General features: G+C 68.4%; 11 protein-coding genes and 6 pseudogenes. 6 read left to right on the top strand and 11 right to left on the bottom strand.

Going from position 1 to position 16,707, the window contains the following annotated elements; translation table 11 throughout:
• Window positions 1-39 precede the first annotated feature (39 nt).
• Window positions 40-1,014 carry a GlxA family transcriptional regulator gene (locus ACTWP9_RS21330; protein ID WP_443247821.1) on the top strand — a complete coding sequence of 325 codons (975 nt, stop codon included), beginning with the start codon at window positions 40-42 and terminating at the stop codon, window positions 1,012-1,014.
• Window positions 1,015-1,269: 255 nt separating this feature from the next.
• Here the strand turns inward: ACTWP9_RS21330 and ACTWP9_RS21335 are convergent.
• From ACTWP9_RS21335 to ACTWP9_RS21345, 3 pseudogenes are all read right to left on the bottom strand, one after another.
• Window positions 1,270-1,573, bottom strand: a pseudogene (locus ACTWP9_RS21335) (urease accessory protein UreD); the annotation flags it as partial.
• Window positions 1,531-2,173, bottom strand: a pseudogene (locus ACTWP9_RS21340) (urease accessory protein UreF). The pseudogenes ACTWP9_RS21340 and ACTWP9_RS21335, both read right to left, overlap by 43 nt.
• 673 nt (window positions 2,174-2,846) lie before the next feature.
• Window positions 2,847-3,155 (bottom strand): annotated as a pseudogene (locus ACTWP9_RS21345) (transposase); the annotation flags it as partial.
• Window position 3,156: 1 nt separating this feature from the next.
• On the opposite strand from ACTWP9_RS21345, the gene ACTWP9_RS21350 reads away from it, so the two are divergent.
• Together ACTWP9_RS21350 and ACTWP9_RS21355 are read left to right on the top strand one after the other, a co-directional pair.
• The gene (locus tag ACTWP9_RS21350; protein ID WP_443247822.1) at window positions 3,157-3,765 is read left to right on the top strand and encodes a DUF6461 domain-containing protein; all 609 of its coding nucleotides are present in this window, start codon (window positions 3,157-3,159) and stop codon (window positions 3,763-3,765) included.
• Window positions 3,766-3,946: 181 nt separating this feature from the next.
• A pseudogene (locus tag ACTWP9_RS21355) lies at window positions 3,947-4,715 on the top strand (IS630 family transposase); the annotation flags it as partial.
• Window positions 4,716-4,720: 5 nt separating this feature from the next.
• Here the strand turns inward: ACTWP9_RS21355 and ACTWP9_RS21360 are convergent.
• Complete coding sequence (locus tag ACTWP9_RS21360; protein WP_443247823.1) at window positions 4,721-5,494, bottom strand: MBL fold metallo-hydrolase; 774 nt, start codon at window positions 5,492-5,494, stop codon at window positions 4,721-4,723.
• 121 nt (window positions 5,495-5,615) lie between these two features.
• Here ACTWP9_RS21360 and ACTWP9_RS21365 point away from each other — a divergent pair.
• Window positions 5,616-6,110: pseudogene (locus tag ACTWP9_RS21365) on the top strand (IS5 family transposase); the annotation flags it as partial.
• Window positions 6,111-6,351: 241 nt separating this feature from the next.
• On the opposite strand, the gene ACTWP9_RS21370 reads toward ACTWP9_RS21365, so the two are convergent.
• The 3 genes from ACTWP9_RS21370 to ACTWP9_RS21380 all read right to left on the bottom strand — a co-directional run bounded on the left by ACTWP9_RS21370 (window position 6,352) and on the right by ACTWP9_RS21380 (window position 8,262).
• Complete coding sequence (locus ACTWP9_RS21370; protein WP_443247824.1) at window positions 6,352-7,347, bottom strand: hypothetical protein; 996 nt, start codon at window positions 7,345-7,347, stop codon at window positions 6,352-6,354.
• 137 nt (window positions 7,348-7,484) lie between these two features.
• Window positions 7,485-7,802, bottom strand: a complete 318-nt coding sequence (locus ACTWP9_RS21375; protein WP_443247825.1) for a hypothetical protein — start codon at window positions 7,800-7,802, stop codon at window positions 7,485-7,487.
• A gap of 28 nt (window positions 7,803-7,830) precedes the next feature.
• A complete protein-coding gene (locus tag ACTWP9_RS21380; protein ID WP_443247826.1) occupies window positions 7,831-8,262 on the bottom strand; it encodes a hypothetical protein in 432 nt (143 codons plus the stop codon).
• Window positions 8,263-8,593: 331 nt separating this feature from the next.
• Between ACTWP9_RS21380 and ACTWP9_RS21385 the strand changes: the two are divergent.
• A pseudogene (locus tag ACTWP9_RS21385) lies at window positions 8,594-8,889 on the top strand (IS5/IS1182 family transposase); the annotation flags it as partial.
• A gap of 10 nt (window positions 8,890-8,899) precedes the next feature.
• On the opposite strand, the gene ACTWP9_RS21390 reads toward ACTWP9_RS21385, so the two are convergent.
• Together ACTWP9_RS21390 and ACTWP9_RS21395 are read right to left on the bottom strand one after the other, a co-directional pair.
• Window positions 8,900-9,328: a DUF6210 family protein gene (locus tag ACTWP9_RS21390; protein WP_443247827.1), complete on the bottom strand. Its 429-nt coding sequence runs from the start codon at window positions 9,326-9,328 to the stop codon at window positions 8,900-8,902.
• A 55-nt stretch (window positions 9,329-9,383) separates the two neighbouring features.
• Window positions 9,384-9,650, bottom strand: coding sequence for a hypothetical protein (locus ACTWP9_RS21395; RefSeq protein WP_443247828.1), 267 nt, complete (start codon window positions 9,648-9,650; stop codon window positions 9,384-9,386).
• A gap of 1,092 nt (window positions 9,651-10,742) precedes the next feature.
• On the opposite strand from ACTWP9_RS21395, the gene ACTWP9_RS21400 reads away from it, so the two are divergent.
• Window positions 10,743-12,188: a Glu/Leu/Phe/Val family dehydrogenase gene (locus ACTWP9_RS21400; RefSeq protein WP_443247829.1), complete on the top strand. Its 1,446-nt coding sequence runs from the start codon at window positions 10,743-10,745 to the stop codon at window positions 12,186-12,188.
• 229 nt (window positions 12,189-12,417) lie between these two features.
• On the opposite strand, the gene ACTWP9_RS21405 is transcribed toward ACTWP9_RS21400, so the two are convergent.
• Window positions 12,418-15,093 carry a polynucleotide kinase-phosphatase gene (locus ACTWP9_RS21405; RefSeq protein ID WP_443247830.1) on the bottom strand — a complete coding sequence of 892 codons (2,676 nt, stop codon included), beginning with the start codon at window positions 15,091-15,093 and terminating at the stop codon, window positions 12,418-12,420.
• The gene (locus tag ACTWP9_RS21410) at window positions 15,090-16,598 is read right to left on the bottom strand and encodes a 3' terminal RNA ribose 2'-O-methyltransferase Hen1 (RefSeq protein WP_443247831.1); all 1,509 of its coding nucleotides are present in this window, start codon (window positions 16,596-16,598) and stop codon (window positions 15,090-15,092) included. The genes ACTWP9_RS21405 and ACTWP9_RS21410 overlap by 4 nt, the downstream gene beginning before the upstream one ends.
• Window positions 16,599-16,707 lie beyond the last annotated feature (109 nt).

Raw genomic sequence — 16,707 nt, forward strand, 5'->3', positions numbered from 1 at the left:
AGTAGTGGCCTGATGGTCAAGGAATGAAAGGATCGGGTCATGCATCACGTCGGGGTTCTGGCCCTGGACGGCGTCGTCCCCTTCGAACTCGGCATCCCCGCCCGCATCTTCGGCGCCGCCCGCGACAGGGCAGGCCACGCCCTCTACACGGTGACCACCTGCGGTCTGGACGGCGGCCCCGTCCGCGCAGAGGCCGACTACGACCTCACGGTGTCCCACGACGCCTCCCTCCTGGCCGACGTCGACACCGTCGTCATCCCTCCCTCCCACGCGCTCGGGCTCATCCGGGAAGAGGGCCGGTTGCCCGACGCGCTACGCGAGGCGCTTTCTGCCATCCGGCCAGGAACCCGCATCGTCGGCATCTGCACCGCCACGTACGTCCTGGCAGCCGCGGGCCTGCTGGACCACCGGCCCGCCACCACGCACTGGCGCGAGGCCGACCGGCTGCAACGGATGTTCACCACCACCCGCATCGACCCCGACGTGCTCTTCGTGGATGACGGCGACGTCCTCACCTCCGCAGGAGTGGCCGCGGGCGTCGACCTGTGCCTGCACATCGTCCGCCGCGACCACGGCAGCGACATAGCCAACGAGGTCGCCCGCTCCTGTGTCGTACCGCCCTGGCGCGACGGCGGACAGGCCCAATACATCCAGCGCCCCGTACCCGCCCCCTCCGCCACCGGCACCGCCGCCACCCAGGCATGGGCGATGGAACGCCTCGCCGAACCCCTCACGCTGACTGACATGGCCGCCCACGCCAAGGTCAGTGTCCGCACCTTCACCCGCCGCTTCCGCGAAGAAGTCGGCATCAGCCCCGGCCAATGGCTCACCCGACAGCGCGTCGACCTTGCCCGCCATCTGTTGGAGACCACCGACTGGCCCGTCGATGTCGTCGCCCGCCACGCCGGATTCGGCACCGGCGTCTCCCTGCGCCAGCACCTCCACGCCGCCATCGGCGTCACACCCCACGCATACCGCCGCACCTTCCGCCCCGCCGCCCACACGGCAGCCTGAACTGGGCCGCGGGTATTGGTGGCGGTGCCCACATCGCCTGCCTGCTTTGCGCGGGTAACGCCGGTGTCTGGCGGCGGCTGCACGAGGTGCTGTTGGATGAGCTGCGGCCGCTGACGGACAGCTCCCACATCCGGGCGCTCAAAGGTGGCCCCGAACCGGCCGGAGGCCGGTCGACCGCGATCGGCCGGGCTCCACGCACCATCTGATCTGCGACGCCGTCGGCATCCCGATCGCAGCGACCCTCACCGGCAGCCTCGGGTCTACGAGCAGGAGTTGGCCGACGGCGCGGTGTCGGTGCAGGACGGCCGGGCCGTCCCAGCCGGGCTCTGGGTCCCCGTATGCCGTCTGCTGGTCGAGCAGCGGTCTTCCGGCGCGGTGGACCAGGAGTCGGCTGATGAGGTGGCCCGGTTCCTCGTTGGCCCGGCCCAGAGGTTCGCTCCTCTCGCAGCAACAGCCGGGCAATGGGGGCGAGTTCTACGGTGTAGGTCTGCTGGAGGTTGCTGCCGGCCGCGCTGATCAGTGGTCGGGGCAGCCAGCGCAGGCTGGCGTGTTCACCGACGGCAGGGCGTCGATGCCCTCGGCCATGACGCGGTGCGCGCCATGGGCGGCAGCTGCGGCGACGGCATCGGTATCGGAGGCGAGGCGGGCCAGCAGCCCTGAGGCATCGAGCGGGTCGAGGCTGAGCAGGCGCACTGCCGCGGTGGCCGGACCGCCGGCACTCTCGTACGCGACGGCATGGGCGGCGTCCAGCGGGATGAGCCCGGCAGCCCGGACGGCGAGGCCCAGCACGATCGGCTGGTGGGCGCCCCGGGGACGTTCGGCGGCCAGCGATCCCAGGTCTTCGGAGGCGAATGTGGCACGGGCGGCCCGCAGGTTGCGCATCATCTGTCGGCCGAGCCTGCGGGCGACGGCGCGCAGCGCAGGGGCGGGGGTGCGGGCGTCGGCTGCGTCGTCCAGCAGCAGCGGGTCGACTCCGGCCGCCGCGGCGGCTGCGACGGCCAGGCCGGTGGTATGCAGACGGCCGCGGCAGAATACTGCCAGGCTGTCGGTGTCGTGTACGGCTCCGTGGACGCGGCGGCTTCGACACCGCCGGAGTGGGCGTCCCCCCCCCGGCGGGGGATCGGCCGTCCGCCAGCAGGAGCGGGGCTGCACGGCTCATGGGTGAGCGGCTGCCTTTCGCGGGGTCGGAGGTTGTGCCGAGTGTGGGCGGGCATGACGTACCCGCCTGGGTGTCCGGCCGCGCGGCTGTTGTATTCCGACGGCCGGGAAGGTGGACGGTTCAGAAGAGGAAGTACCGCTGCGCCAAGGGGAACTTCGTCGACGTCCGGAGCGCGGCACGATCGCCCCGTTGAGTTCGGTGCGGGCGTCGCTCGTGGTCGTCGCACCGCCGATGGTGACTTCGAAGCTGTTGTGGTCGACTTCGAGGCTCGTCAGCGCAGTGCCGTCGTTCAGTTTCATGTTGGCTTTTGTGATGTCCCGGGTGCTCGTGATCCACGAAGTCCTTGTCCAGGCCGAGCCCCGGGTTACCGCTGGTGTCGTCTCGGTTCAGGTTGTCGGCCACGCCGGGAGCAACGAAGTTCGCCGAGTTGAGTCCGGGGGAGCGGCCGGTGGAGCCCCCGACCGGGCGCGGCAGGTAGGGCTGCGGCGTGGTGATCGACGCGTTGGCGTCGCCGAACCTGCGCGTACGCGAGCCGGCCGCCCTTGAGGAGCATGTGCGGTTTGACGCCGAAGAACTTCGGCTCCCACAGCACCATGCCAGCGAGCTTCCCTGTCTCCAGGGTGGCGGTGGGGCAGCCGTCGATCAGGTGCGGTCGGAGCTGGGTCGTTCGTCACTCGCGGCAGAGTGTGCGGTCGAGAGGTCATCGGGTGTGTCGAAGGCGGAGTTGGCCATCGCTCTGCGTACGAGGGACCAGAGGGCCTCGACGGGGATTCAGGTCGGGTGCACCGGGCGGGAGGCGGACGCTGGTGAGCCAGTCGTGCTCGGCCTCGTACCGCTTCAGCCCGGCTGCCAGGTGGGTGTTGAGATTGTCCCGGACCACTACGATCGGGCCGCCGAGCTGGATGTGAGCCCGCACGAGCAGGTCGCGGTGGTCCTTCCAGGAGAAGCTCTTGCGGGCTCCCTTCAATGACCAACGAACCCGAGTGGAAAGGCCCCACACCGTGGACCTGGACGAGATGTTCGGCGAAGGCTGGTGCGTAACCCTCGCCCCCCACCCACTCACCGAAACCCTCCACCTCATGGGCGTCGCCAACCCCGTCCCCTGCCCTGAGGGCGTGAGCCAAGCCGCAGACTTCCTTCAAGAACACCAGTGCGAAGGCGCCTTCACCCTCGGCCGCGAAATGCCCGGCGGCTGGACCCTCACCATCGAATTCGAAAGCTGGATCGGCTGCGATGACGATGTCCTGCGCACCCTCGCCACCGACGGCCGCACCGCGATCAGCGCCTACCGTGACCCCGACACGAAGACGGCCACCATCGCCCACGACGGCGCCATCCTCGGCCGCCTCGAACTGTCCGGCGGCTACTTCGACGGCCCCTCCGGCAGCGTGGACACCACCCACCCCGTCGTCGGCTCCCTCACCGCGGTCGGCTTCGACGCCTCCGACGACTGCGAACCCACCGGCGAAGCCGACACCGAAGAGCCCGATGGCTGCCTCATCCTCGCCGTACGCGTCCTGACCGGCGTCACCCTCACCGCAGCCGACTTCGAGGACCCCTGGACCGGCGGCCTCTCCCGCACTGCCTTCTGACCCGGTCCTAACCATCTTGAAGTCAAGGTAAAGATCGGGAAAGCCCGAGGAGCTGTTACAGAGGTCTTCGGGTTGTCGTCGGGTAATGACGATTCGTGATCACCGCGGTATGCCGGTGGTATGCGCTATCCGGAGGGCCGGGGCCTGACTGCTGAGCGTCGGGCGGGCGTTTCGGGAGCAGATCCGCCGTCGTCTGCGGCTCGGTCCTTCGGTGGCCACGGTATGGCGGCTGCTGAAACGGCACGGCTGGTCCTGGCAGGCCCCTGCCCGCAGAGCACTCGAACGCGACGAGCGCGCGGTCGAGCTACGGAAGAAGGAGATGTGGCCGTGGGTTAAGGGATCGCGGCGGCGTCCGGGGCCTGGATCCCCTTCGAGGACGAAGCCGGATTCTCGATGACACCGCCCCGCACCCGCACCTGGGGCCGACGCGGACACACCCCTGTCATCCGGGGCGCGGACGCTCCCACCGCCGGACCTCAGTCGCCGCTTTGTGCTGCTACCGCCCGGGCGAGGCGAGCCGGCTGATCCACCGGCCCCGCAACCACCTTCTGCTGAAGGGAGCCCGCAAGGGCTTCTCCTGGAAGGACCACCGCCGCGATCTGCTCTTGGGGGCTCACATCCAGCTCGGCGGCCCGATCGTAGTGGTCCGGGACAATCTCAACACCCACCTGGCAGCCGGGCTGAAGCGGTACGAGGCCGAGCACGACTGGCTCACCAGCGTCCGCCTCCCGCCCGGTGCACCCGACCTGAATCCCCGTCGAGGCCCTCTGGTCCCTCGTACGCAGAGCGATGGCCAACTCGGCCTTCGACACACCCGATGACCTCTCGACCGCACACTCTGCCGCGAGTGACGAACGACCCAGCTCCGACCGCACCTGATCGACGGCTGCCCCACCGCCACCGGCCCGACCCCACATACACCACACCACACACCACCGACTCCACCCTGAAAGCCTCAGTAACCGATCGTGAAGGTGGCACCGGGGGCGGCGTAGTCGACAGGACCGTCGAACCGGGCCGAGGCGCGTGCCACCGCCTGCTGCGGGGTGAGGAAGCGGCCGACATGTGTGACGATCAGCCGGTCTGCCCGGGCCGCTCGGGCGGTGTCGCCGGTGTCCTCGGGTGTGTGGTGCACCTGGTCACCCTCGGCCGGCGCCTGTGCGCTCTCGGCCTCGCACAGCAGCACGTCGCATCTCTCGGCCAGCTGCGTGAGGCTCGGGCACGGCGCGGTGTCCCCGGAGTACACCAGCGACCTGCCGGCCGCCTCGATGCGCACGGCGAACGCCGGGATGCCGTGCGCCACCGCCCGGCTGGACAGCCGCAGCGAGCCGATGGTCGCCTGATGCCCGTCGTGCAACTCGGTGACGGCGAAGGCGGATTCGACTGGACTGCGGGCCGGTGTGTTGGTGAGGAACCCGGCCAACCGGTCGGCGATTCCCGGCGGGCCATAGAGGGGAATCGGCGCTGCCAGGCGGATGTCCGCGTACAGGGCGCCGTAGTACGCGGTGAGCAGGTCCGCGCTGTGATCGGCGTGCAGATGGGAGATCCAGATCGCGTCGAGCTCGTCCAGCCGCACGTGCCGCTGGAGCGGGCCGAGGGTCCCGCTCCCCGCATCCACCCAGATCCGGGTGTCGCCGCTCGACACCAGATAGCCCGAGCACGGGTTGTCCACGCTCGGGTACGGCGTCGCGCACCCCAGGACCGTAAGGCGAAGAAGCTCATCACTCATCCCGGGATCTTAGAACGCACGATCCACAGGTCTTGACAATTTCTCCGTCAGGGCCGCGTCTTCGACGGGGCACCGTGCCTAAGACCGTTTCCTACTTGGCCGGTTGAGTGCTGAGCTGTTCATGGGGAATGGGCGGTGGGGATGGATCGTTCCGGACGGGCTGTGGGAGATCGCCAGGCCGTTGCTGCCGTCGGCGCGTGTGCGTCCGCAGGGCGGCGGGGTCGTGGACATCGACGATGAGGCGGTCTTCGCCGCGATCATCTATGTGCTGGGCAGTGGCTGTGCCTGGCGTGCCCTGCCGCCGTGTTTCGGGGCATCGAAGTCGACCGTGCACCGTCGGTTCGTCATCTGGTCCAGGGCCGGCCTGTGGGGGCGGCTGCACCAGAAGGTCCTGCAACTGCTGGACGAACAGGGCCTGGTCGACCTGTCGCGGGCCGTGCTCGACTCCGCTCACGTGCGGGCCAAAAAGGGGGGAGAACTTGCAGGTCCGGGCCCCGTGGATCGGGGTAGGCCCGGTTCCAAGGTGCACGTCCTGTCCGACGCGGACGGACTGCCCCTACGCGTCGGACTCTCCGCGGCCAACACCCACGACAGCCTCGCGCTGAAGCCGATGCTGTGCCCCGGCTGCGGAACGGGCGAATGCTCTGGTCGGACCAACGTCGTCATACCTGGTCATGCTACGTTCGGCCGTCCGCGGGCCGGATATGAAGACGCTCGCCCCAACCCCGCGAAGAGACGGGTCTTTTGCAATGTCCTGCTATGTGTGGTGCGGGCGGGCGCGAAACCAGGAAGAGGGCACCGAGCCCCCTCTACAGCAGGGGAGGGGGCCCGGTGCCCGTTCGGTCCTCGGTGCCGACTTACTGGCACTTGACCTTCTTCGGGGCCTTGTACTCGATCAGCGCATCGCCGAACGGCCCGTTGGGCTGCACGTAGCCGTTGTCGAGCAGGTGACCGGGCGCGTCGATGTCGCCGCCGAAGTCCGTCTGCGCCTGCGCACCGGCGAAAGTCGCCGGGTCGGACCAGGCCGTCGATTTCGAGCGCACACGGAAGGTGTAGGTGTGGGCCGGGGTGGTGTCCATGTTCGCGTAATTCACCTCGTTCCCGTCCCCGATATCGAGCTTGTACTTCTCCGTCGCCTCCGTGCCGTTGTTGCGCTCCAGATCCATCTTGTGCAGGGTGCGCCACCGGGTGTCGTTGTCCCGAGCCATACCGATGCTGATCTTCTGCTGCGCACCGGCCAACGACGTGCCGCCCCACCACCAGTAGTTGGAGTTGACGAACATCGCACCCTTGAACGTGGGGTTGGCCCATCCGGAGATCTGCGAGGGCTGTGGCCAGTCATCGGGAATCTCGATGGGCAGGTACCAGTCCACACTCGTGGAGGTCGTCTGCCGGGGCGCGTCCTGTCCCCCTTGGGAGTCGTGCACCATGTGCGAGGCTCTGCGGTCATCCTTCTTGCGGACCTTCGATACCCCGTAGCGGTAGAGGTTGTCGATCGGCGGCTTGCCCTTCACCTTCGTCTTGTACCGGTAGGAGCACCACGTGGACGTGAGCTTCTTGGTCTCCGCGCCCTCATCAGAGGTGTCCAGGCGGGGCGTGATCTTCTCGCCCGGCTCCACATCGACGGTCTTGGCCTTCCCCCGCGCCGCCTCGGGCAGCGAACCGGCACCGAAGGTGACATCGCCGTCCGCCTCGGTCCCGGTCAGCAGCGGGCGCGGCGTGATGTATCCCCCGCCATCCTGCTTCTTCCCGTCCTCGCCACGGTCCTGCGCGCCGGCCGATGTCACAGCAAGCGGCGTGATGAACGCGGCTGCCGCAGCGGCAGCCGCCAGCGTGCGTGTACGCGTGCGCATGAGCGGTGTTTCCCCCTCCTCGTAGGCCCCCCTTCCGGCCCGGCGCCGGTTGGGGGCTGATGGGGGACGCTAGGCAGGGGCGGGCGCGGGGAGGAATGTGTTTCGTTCCTGCCCGGAACAGGAGCCGTGCTCTCCGGTCAGCGCCCGGAGCGGACAATGTCCGAAAGCGCAGCGGCGCGCTGGCAGGGCCCGTCAGCCACCCGGATTGGCGGGCATCCCGTGACGCCGTCATCGCCGGGGCGCGGATCGGGGAACGGCTGCATCAGGCCCGCAAGCCCGACGGCCGGGCAAGAAACCCCGCAGCGGCAATCCTCGAACTGCACGTATCCGATGATGTTCGATTCGCCGTCGCTTTCAGCCCGGCATTCCTCATCGCCCCTGTCCTCCCTTGCAGTGTGCAGGCCCGACGCCGCCGGGGCCTGCCTGTGCGGCCCCGGCGGCATCGCGGTGGTCAAGGAGTCGGATGGTCCGGCTCCGGGCTGCTCACTCGTTCATGGAGAGACCCAGCAGGATGGTGTCCTGAGGGATGTTGTGTGTCTCGTTGCGGTTGAAGGGCAGGTCCCACTCCTTCCCTCCGGTCTTCAGGTGGAGGGAGCCGCGGTTGTTGGCGGTGTGCACCTGGCGGAGCTCACCGTGCTGGTCCGGGTTGGTCGCCCGGCCGGAGCCGCTCCAGCAGACGCTCATGTCGGCGGGGTCGTCGTTGATGGTGTCGTAGTCCAGGACGAGGGACCCGGCCGGGGCGGTCGAGCAGTAGTGCCAGCGGTCGATGGACTTCGCCGAGACGTCCCCTGCCTTGGCTGACACCGTGCTGGGGCCAGTGGGTGCGGCGTTGGCGGGCGCAGCGACGGCCCCGAGGCCACCGACGGCGGCCAGCAGGGTCACGGCGACGGACGTCTTTCGTACGGAACGGAACATGGTCTTTCCCCCATAGGTTGGGTTCGTCGGCCACAGTGAGCGTGTGCTTCCCCCAGCCCTCTGCGGCCGCTATCACCTACCACCGCCCTCGCCGGTCACGCGTCGGGCGGTGGATGTGTCCCACTCTGCCCTCTGACCCCGGCCGTTTCGTACTGACGTCTGTCAGGGCTATCGCCACGCTGCCGATGAGGCGTTCGGTCCGCGGCGGATCAGGACAGCGGGCCCAGACCAGGCCAGGTGTGACATCTCCATGCGGTGTCGGAGGTGGTGAGTGCTTGTCGGCAATCCCGGTGGCGGGCTGATGCGGTCGGTGCCGCACTGGCATGCGAGCGCGGACAATTCCTGTTCGTCCAGGAAGATTTGTCCCCTGCTGCGGCGCCGGAACATCAAGGCGACCATCCCCGAGCGCGGGGATCAGATCGCCGACCGGGTCCGCCGCGCGGGCAGGGGCGGCCGGCCACCGGCCTTCGACAAGACCGCCTACCGGGGGCGGAACGTCGTCGAGCGTTGCTTCGCGCGGCTGGAGAAGTTCCGCGCCGTGGCCACCAGGTTCGACAAACTGGCGGATCGCTGCCGGGCCGGGCTCGTCATCTCTGCCTGATCCTCTGGCTGCGGGCGGACGGTTGACCGCGGAAGCTCAGTCCGAGTTGAACCACACCAGCACGCCAGGGCCGTCCGGTGTGATCACCGGGACCCACGCCTCGTCGACCTCTCGAACCCGGCTCTCGTCCAACCGCAGGCCACGCAGCTCCTCAGTGGTCCCGTCGCACGCCCAGTAGCGGATAGCTCCGATGATCTCGCGGAGCCTGTCCCGCTCGTCATCCGGCCACGCGTAGTTCCAAGTGCCGGCACCACGGAAGTCCTTCTCGAACAGCCCGCGCAGGGCGTCCAGCTCATCAGGGCCGAACAGCGGCACAAGAAAGCCCTCCACCTGCCCCTGTCGACAGGCGGTTCCGCCGTACTGCTGTTGATAGAAGACACCGGTCTCCGCCTCGACCACCACATGCAACCAGCCGCCACCACTGATGCCGTCGGGATCCAGGAAGACGAAGCGTCGAGAGCTCATGGCGGCAGCCTTCCGGGCTGCCGCCATGAGCTCAACACATTTCAGTCCTGCAAGATCAATTACGAGACACGTCCCAGTGGCGTTCTGCCGTTGCCGTTCGTGTTGCTGGGTCGTTCGGCAGCAGGCGGCGACGGACCAGCTCGCCGATGCCCTGCGCCGGGATACGGCTGTCTTCCTGGAGGCGTATGAGGCCGGAAGGTGGGTGCCGGAACCGGCTGAGCGGGTTCTCGCCGAGAACCTCGTCCGGAGCCCGTGGGATGGGGTGGTCTTCCGCGCTTCGCTGCGCCATCTCCCGCAACGGGTTCGCTCGGGACGAGCTCATCGACGTTCTCGTTCCGGCCGCCGAGGCTTGGACCCGGTAGACGTGGACCACGTGTCGGCGTAGACGTGAACGTGCAGGACTGTGTACGGATGAAAGGGCTCTGTCCCTGATCTTGTGACGCGGGCACACGCTGATCGTTTTCTCCAGGGTGTGCAGTTCAGCGGGTTTGCAGGGGCTGTTGCCGCATCTGTCGGGTGTCGTGTTCGAGTCTGTGCAGCGGAGTACGGACGCGGTCCTCTTGCGCATTCGGCGAGGTCCAAGTCGCTGCTTCTCGGCTGTCGGGAGCGCTTACGTTGCCCAAACCATCGCCAGCGGTCATCGCGGTGCTCTGGAAACCCCGCAACGCATTCGCTCAAATGGTTGAAAGAGTTTATTTTTGCTGGCCGAGCAGTGGTGGCCGATATCCCTGAACGACGCTGAACTTCGCAGCTGCGAGGCAGCCGGGTCCGCCGCTGCTGAGGAGTCGCCAAGGGTCGCGTGTGCAGTAGTTGGCCCGACCGAGGTTGACAGACATGAACGCGAGAGGTTGAGCGGCGATGGAAGGTGCGGGTCGGCTCCCTGGGCGAGTGGAGTCGAGTGGTCGCAACCTCGCGGGAAAGGCCACGTTGCCCGGATAGCCGCAACGCTCTCCGGTCGTCCATGGGCGCCTTGTCCATGACCGCCTGTCAGGGTGTACGGTCCGGCGCGTTTCGAACCTTCAACGCGACTGCCGCCAGGGGTTTTTCGCCGACTTCGGACATGCGACCGGCAGCGGCAAGCGGGTGCCGTGGCCCCGCTCCAAGAACTCTTGACAAGGGTTGATTCGCGACCTCACAGTAGTCGCTACGTACAACGCAACCGGATGCGTTCTCTGCGTACATCCGAAAACCCCCTCTCCAGGCATCACAGTAAGCACACTCCGCGGGTGTCATTCGGCCTGGCCGAATGATTGCCCGCTCATTCATCGGCACAAATAGCCGTCTGAATCAGCCGTACAACACTGCGCAGTCCCCCTGGCGGAGCAATAGCGGCCTTCGGCCCCTGGGCCGAGTCTGCGCAAATCCGTGTGCCTGAGAGCAGGATCCCGTCGTTACCGGAAAGGGTGAGTGCCATATGACGCGAAATGCTGTCGACACACCGTTGCAGGCTCTTGAGCATGAACCCTTTCTCCAGGTCACCTGGCGAGATTCCCAGACCCCGGCGCGCGGCTATGTCGTGATCGACCAGCTGGTGACGGGCATTGCCACAGGGGGCCTGCGCATGCGGCCCGGGTGCACTCTCGACGAGGTGGGTGAACTCGCCCGGGAGATGACGCTGAAGATGGGTGCCTTCGGCATTCCTGTCGGCGGCGCCAAAGGGGGGATCGACTTCGACCCCGCTGACCCGCGGGCTGACGGGGTGAGGGAGCGGTTTCTCCAGGGGGTTCGTCCGCTGCTGGAACGCTTCTGGGTGACTGCTGGGGACCTCGGAACGCAGCAGGACCAGCTCGACCGGGCCTTTGAACAGGTGGGCCTCGGGGAGACCTCCTTTCACGCCGCCGTGGTCCGTTCCCCGGACGAGGCCGAGGTGCGCTCACGCATTCGGCAGGCTTTCGCCACGCGAACGGACGGCCTGAAGCTCTCGGAGCTGGTCGGTGGTTTCGGAGTGGCGGAGGCAGCGTTGGTGGCGTTGGAGCACCGCGGCATCCCCGCTTCGTCCGCACGCGCAATCGTCCAGGGGTTCGGCACGATGGGAGGGGCCACGGCGCTGTACCTCGCGCATGCCGGGGTGCAGATCGTCGGGGTCACGGACGCCCAGGGCCTCGTCCTCAACGCGTCGCGGGGCATCGACGTGGAACGCCTGCTGTCCGCACGAAGCGCCGACGGCGTGATCGATCGTTCCGTCCTGCGCGACGACGACGAGGAACGTCCCGGTGACGAGTGGCTGGGGCAGGACGTCGACGTCCTGGTGCCGGCTGCCGTCTCCCACGCGATCACGGCGGACAACTGCGATCGGATTCGCGGCAAGCTCGTGGTGGAAGCAGCAAACGTACCCACCACGCCCGAAGCTGAGCAGCTTCTGCTGGACCGAGGGGTCAGCGTGGTCCCCGACTTCATCGCGAACACTGGTGCTGCCGCCGGAGCCTGGTGGGTCATCTTGGGCGAAGTGGTCAGTCCCGCCGGTGCGTGTGGCCGACTGACCTCTGAGATCCGTCCGCTGGTCCGGGGCCTCATGAGCCGGGCCGACGAGACCGGGACGTCGATGCGGGCCGCAGGGGTGCAATTCGCGGAGGAGAACTCACAGCGGATGATCGCTGAGTACGGGGGAGCGGTGGCCTTCCGCGACCTGTTCTCCGGCGCCTCAGGAAAGCAGCAGGTCCGCGGCACTGACGCGGGGCCGGTGGTGGATTCCGCGTCCGCTCCGGACGTCGCCGACCCCGTCGCCCCTACGTTGAACGGAACGACTCCGGTTTCCGGCGGCGGCCTGGACGGCGGTCTGTCGGAGACCGGCCGGCAGCCTACCGCCGCCTACCCGGCGTACTGGCCGGGTACGGCCGACCCGTCTCCCGGACGTCACTGAACCCGTCGCCGGGACGTGGTGTGCCTGCGACCGGAACCGCCCGGTCGCAGGCGCGTCAGCTCCGCCCCGCGAGGGGAGCTGATACCCACGAGGCGCCCGCCCACAGCCGCTGCCAACTTCCTCGGCTCATCCGGGCGGGCGGCGTCGCGGGGCACCCCACCCGAAGCACCGTTGTATGACGCGAGCCATGCGCCGCCGTTCCATCGACTGCCACCGGGAACCAGGAGCCCTACAGACGCGGATCGACCGGCTCCGACTCCAGCGCCAGCACCGCAAACACCGCCTCATGAACCCGCCACAACGGCTCCCCCTCCGCAAGCCGGTCCAGGGCCTCAAGCCCCAACGCATACTCACGGATCGCAAGTGACCGTTTGTGGTTCAGAAAGCGTCCACGCAGCCGCTCGAGGTTGGCGGGCCGCGTGTACTCCGGCCCGTAGATGATCCGCAGGTACTCACGCCCCCGGCACTTGATGCCGGGCTGCACCAGACGTCCCCGGCTGTCGCGCACCATCGCCTCGACCGGCTTCACGACCATGCCTTCGCCACCACGGCTGGTCATCTCCAGCCACCAGTCGACCCCCGCCTGGATCGACGTCTCGTCGCCGGTGTCGACGAAGAGGCGCCGTGTGGTTTGCAGCAGACCGGACTGGTCCTTCTCAACCGTCCTGTCGACCAAGTCGAGTTGTTCGTCGTGCGGCAGCGCCGCGAGCGAGCGGCCCTGCACGGCCAGGATCTGGAACGGCGCGAGGCGCACACCGGCCAGGCCGTCGGTCGACCAGCAGTACCGCCGGTAGGCGTCCGTGAACGCTGCTGCGTCGGCGGCACGTTCGCGCTGCCGGGCCAGCAGGGCCTGGACGTCGACCCCACGTGCGGCAGCCGCTTCGAGGGCCGCCACGGCGCCGGGGAGCACCGCCCTGGAGGCGGCTCCCACAGCCGCGTACTGCGTACGCAGGAGACCGGAAGCCTTCAGCGACCACGGCATCAACTCGGCATCGAGAAGCAGCCAGTCGGTCGCGAGCTGGTCCCATAGCCCGGCCCCGGCGACGGCGGCGCGGACCCGGCTGATGATTTCCTCAGTGAGGGAGTGGCCGACGGCGGAGCCGCTCATGGGCTCCGTGAAAAAGGGACGACCGGTGCGGGTGTACAGCGCCCCCGTGGCCGACGACGCTCCATCGAGCCCGAACTGCTTCCGTGCCACCTCCGCATCCCGGCACACCAGGGCCACTGCGCGCGACCCCATGTGTTTCTCCTCGCACACGACGCGCGCGACACCGTCCGACGCGTACTGCGCGAAGGCCTCGGCCGGGTGCTCCAGATAGCCGTCGCGCTGCGAGGTCGCCGTCGGCGCCATCGTCGGCGGCAGATACGGCATCAGGCGTGGGTCGATGGCGAACCGGCTCATCACCTCGAGGGCCGCGGCCGCGTTCTCCTCGCGCACGGACACGTGCCCCAGGTGGCGGGTCTCCACCACGCGGCGGCCATGGACATCGCCGATATCCAGAGGCCGCCCGGCGTGACCGCCGCCGGGGGCCTCGGTGCACAGCGGCTTCACCGGCTCGTACCAGACCTTGTCGGCCGGCACATCGACCAGTTCGCGCTCCGGCCAGCGCAGCGCGGTGAGTCTGCCGCCGAAGACGACTCCGGTGTCCAGGCAGATCGTGTTGTTCAGCCAGGACGCGGTGGGTACGGGCGTGTGTCCGTACACGACGGCTGCCTTCCCGCGGTACTCCTCGGCCCACGGGTAGCGCACAGGCAGCCCGAACTCGTCCGTCTCGCCGGTCGTGTCGCCGTACAGCGCATGCGAGCGCACCCGCCCCGACGTACGACCGTGGTACTTCTCCGGCAGCCCGGCGTGGCAGACGACGAGCCTGTCCCCGTCGAGAACGTAGTGACTGACGAGCCCGTCCACGAACTCCCGTACCCGCACGCGAAAGTCCTCGCTCTCGCCCTCCAACTGCTCGATGGTCTCGGCGAGTCCGTGCGTGCGCTGCACCTGTCGGCCCTTGAGATGACGGCCGAGCTTGTTCTCATGGTTGCCGGGCACGCACAGCGCGTTCCCGGCCGCGACCATGTCCATCACGCGCCGCAGCACACCCGGGGTGTTCGGGCCGCGGTCGACGAGGTCGCCCACGAAGACGGCCGTACGTCCCTCGGGATGCACCCCGTCGACGTACCCGAGCTTGCCGAGCAGGGACTCCAGCTCACTGGCGCACCCATGAATGTCGCCGATGATGTCGAACGGCCCGGCGAGGTGGGAGAGGTCGTTGAAGCGCTTCTCGGTGACGATCTCGGCGCCCTCGATCTCCTCCACACCGCGCAGGATGTGGACCTTGCGGAACCCCTCGCGTTCCAAGTGCCGAAGCGAGCGGCGCAACTCGCGCTGATGGCGGGCGACGACCCGACGCGGCATGCCGACCCGGTCGGCGCGGGTGGCGTTGCGCTCGGCGCAGACCGCCTCCGGCACGTCGAGAACGATGGCGATGGGCAGCACGTCATGCTGCCTTGCCAGCTGTATCAGCTGCTTGCGGCTGTCGCTCTGCACGCTGGTCGCGTCGACGACGGTACGCCGGCCCGCCGCGAGCCGCTTGCCCGCGATGTAGTGCAGCACGTCGAAGGCGTCCTTGCTGGCGCCCTGGTCGTTCTCGTCATCGGCGACGAGCCCGCGGCAGAAGTCGCTGGAGATCACCTCGGTGGCCTGGAAGTGTCTGCGTGCGAAGGTGGACTTGCCGGATCCGGTGGCCCCGATGAGGACGACGAGGGAGAGGTCGGTCACCGGAAGAGTACGGGCACTGCGCGCGGTGGCGGTGGAGCCACAGGAGCCGTCCTCCAAGACCTGCCCCGCACCGCCGGGTGAGGCGTTCTCGCAGCTCGGATCCGCGCCCGGGCCCATGTTCTGGTTGGTCATGCCGCCTTCACCCCGTCCTCGCTCTCATGGTCCGTGGTCCGGTCCGTCCGGTCGCCGTCGCTCTTTGTGAAGACCGCCATCTGGGTGGGCGGCCCCACTTCGGGATCGTCGTCTCCCACCGGCACGAACTCAACGCCGTACCCATGCCGCTCGGCGGCCCCGTCGGCCCATGCCCGGAACTCCTGCCGCGTCCACTCGAACCGGTGATCCCCATGGCGCACATGCCCGGCAGGCAGCGACTCCCAGCGCACGTTGTACTCGGCGTTCGGGGTCGTCACGATCACCGTCCGTGGCTGCGCCGACCCGAACACCGCGTACTCCAGAGTCGGCAGGCGCTCCACGTCGACGTGCTCGATGACCTCGCTGAGTACCGCCGCGTCGTACCCTTCGAGCCGCTTGTCGGTGTATGCGAGAGACCCCTGGAAGAGCTTTACGCGTTCCGCTTGCCGCTCTCCCATCCGATCCAGTTTCAGCCGCCGCGCGGCTACGGTGAGCGCCCGCATCGACACATCGACGCCCACGATCTCCACGTATCGTGCGTCCTTGAGCAGCTCCTGCAGCAGCTGCCCCTGTCCACAGCCCAGATCGAGCACGCGCCTCGCGCCGACCGCTCCGAGCGCCGCGGTGATCGCCTCCCGTCGCTGCACGGCAAGCGGCGTCGGCTGTTCCTTCGTGTCGTCGAGGCCCACGGAGTCGGCCACTGCGTTGTCGATCTCCTCGACGTCCGTGTCGTCCGCGTCGGCGAGTCGCAGCAGTTCCAGCCGCTGCCTCGCCTCACGCGTCAGCGACCATCGCCGCGACAGATAGCGGTTGGTGATCAGCCGCTGTTCCGGGTGCTCCGCGAGCCAGCCTTCACCGGCCCGCAACAGCTTGTCGACCTCGTCGGGAGCGACCCAGTAGTGCTTGGAGTCGTCAAGCACCGGCAGCAGCACATAGAGATGCCGCAGCGCCTCGGACAGCGTCAGCTTCCCATCGGGCACCTCCAGTACGAGACTTACGTACCGCGACTCCCCCCATTCCGGGAACTGCTCGTCCAACGGAACCGCCCTCAGCGTCACGGTCCACCCCAGCGGCTCGAACAACCCTCGCACCAGCGCGGCGCCGCCGCGCGCCGGCAGCGCTGGTACCTCGATCCGCAGCGGCAGCGGCTGCGCGGCCCGTTCGGGGCGCGCGGTGCACTGGCCGCGCAGCGCACTGGAGAACACGCGGCTGAGCGCCACGGCAAGCAGCGACGAAGCCGCGTACGGCCGGTCGTTGACGTACTGCGCCAGCGCGGCGTCCGGCGCCCCGCCCCGGCTCTTGCCTCGCCGCACCAACGCAACAGGGTCCACCTCGAGCAGCAGCGCGGCCGTGCAGTGCTCTGCCGTCGCCTCCGGGTACAACACATGAGCCGTGCCATGCGAGGTGGAGAACGCCTGCACCTTTTCGGGGTGCTTGTGCAGCAGAAACCCGAGGTCGGTCGCGGGGCGCTCCGGGGTACCGGTCGTGCTGATTGTCAGGAACATCGTTGGGGAAGCCTCGAAATGGGTCCGAAGTGCGGTCGCGTGCGGTGCGGCCCATTGCCGTGAACATCGCGACCAACGTGCCCGTACAAACGTACAACCAACGCCTGAG

This window comes from Streptomyces sp. 3N207 (genome assembly GCF_052246355.1).
Lineage (GTDB): Bacteria > Actinomycetota > Actinomycetes > Streptomycetales > Streptomycetaceae > Streptomyces.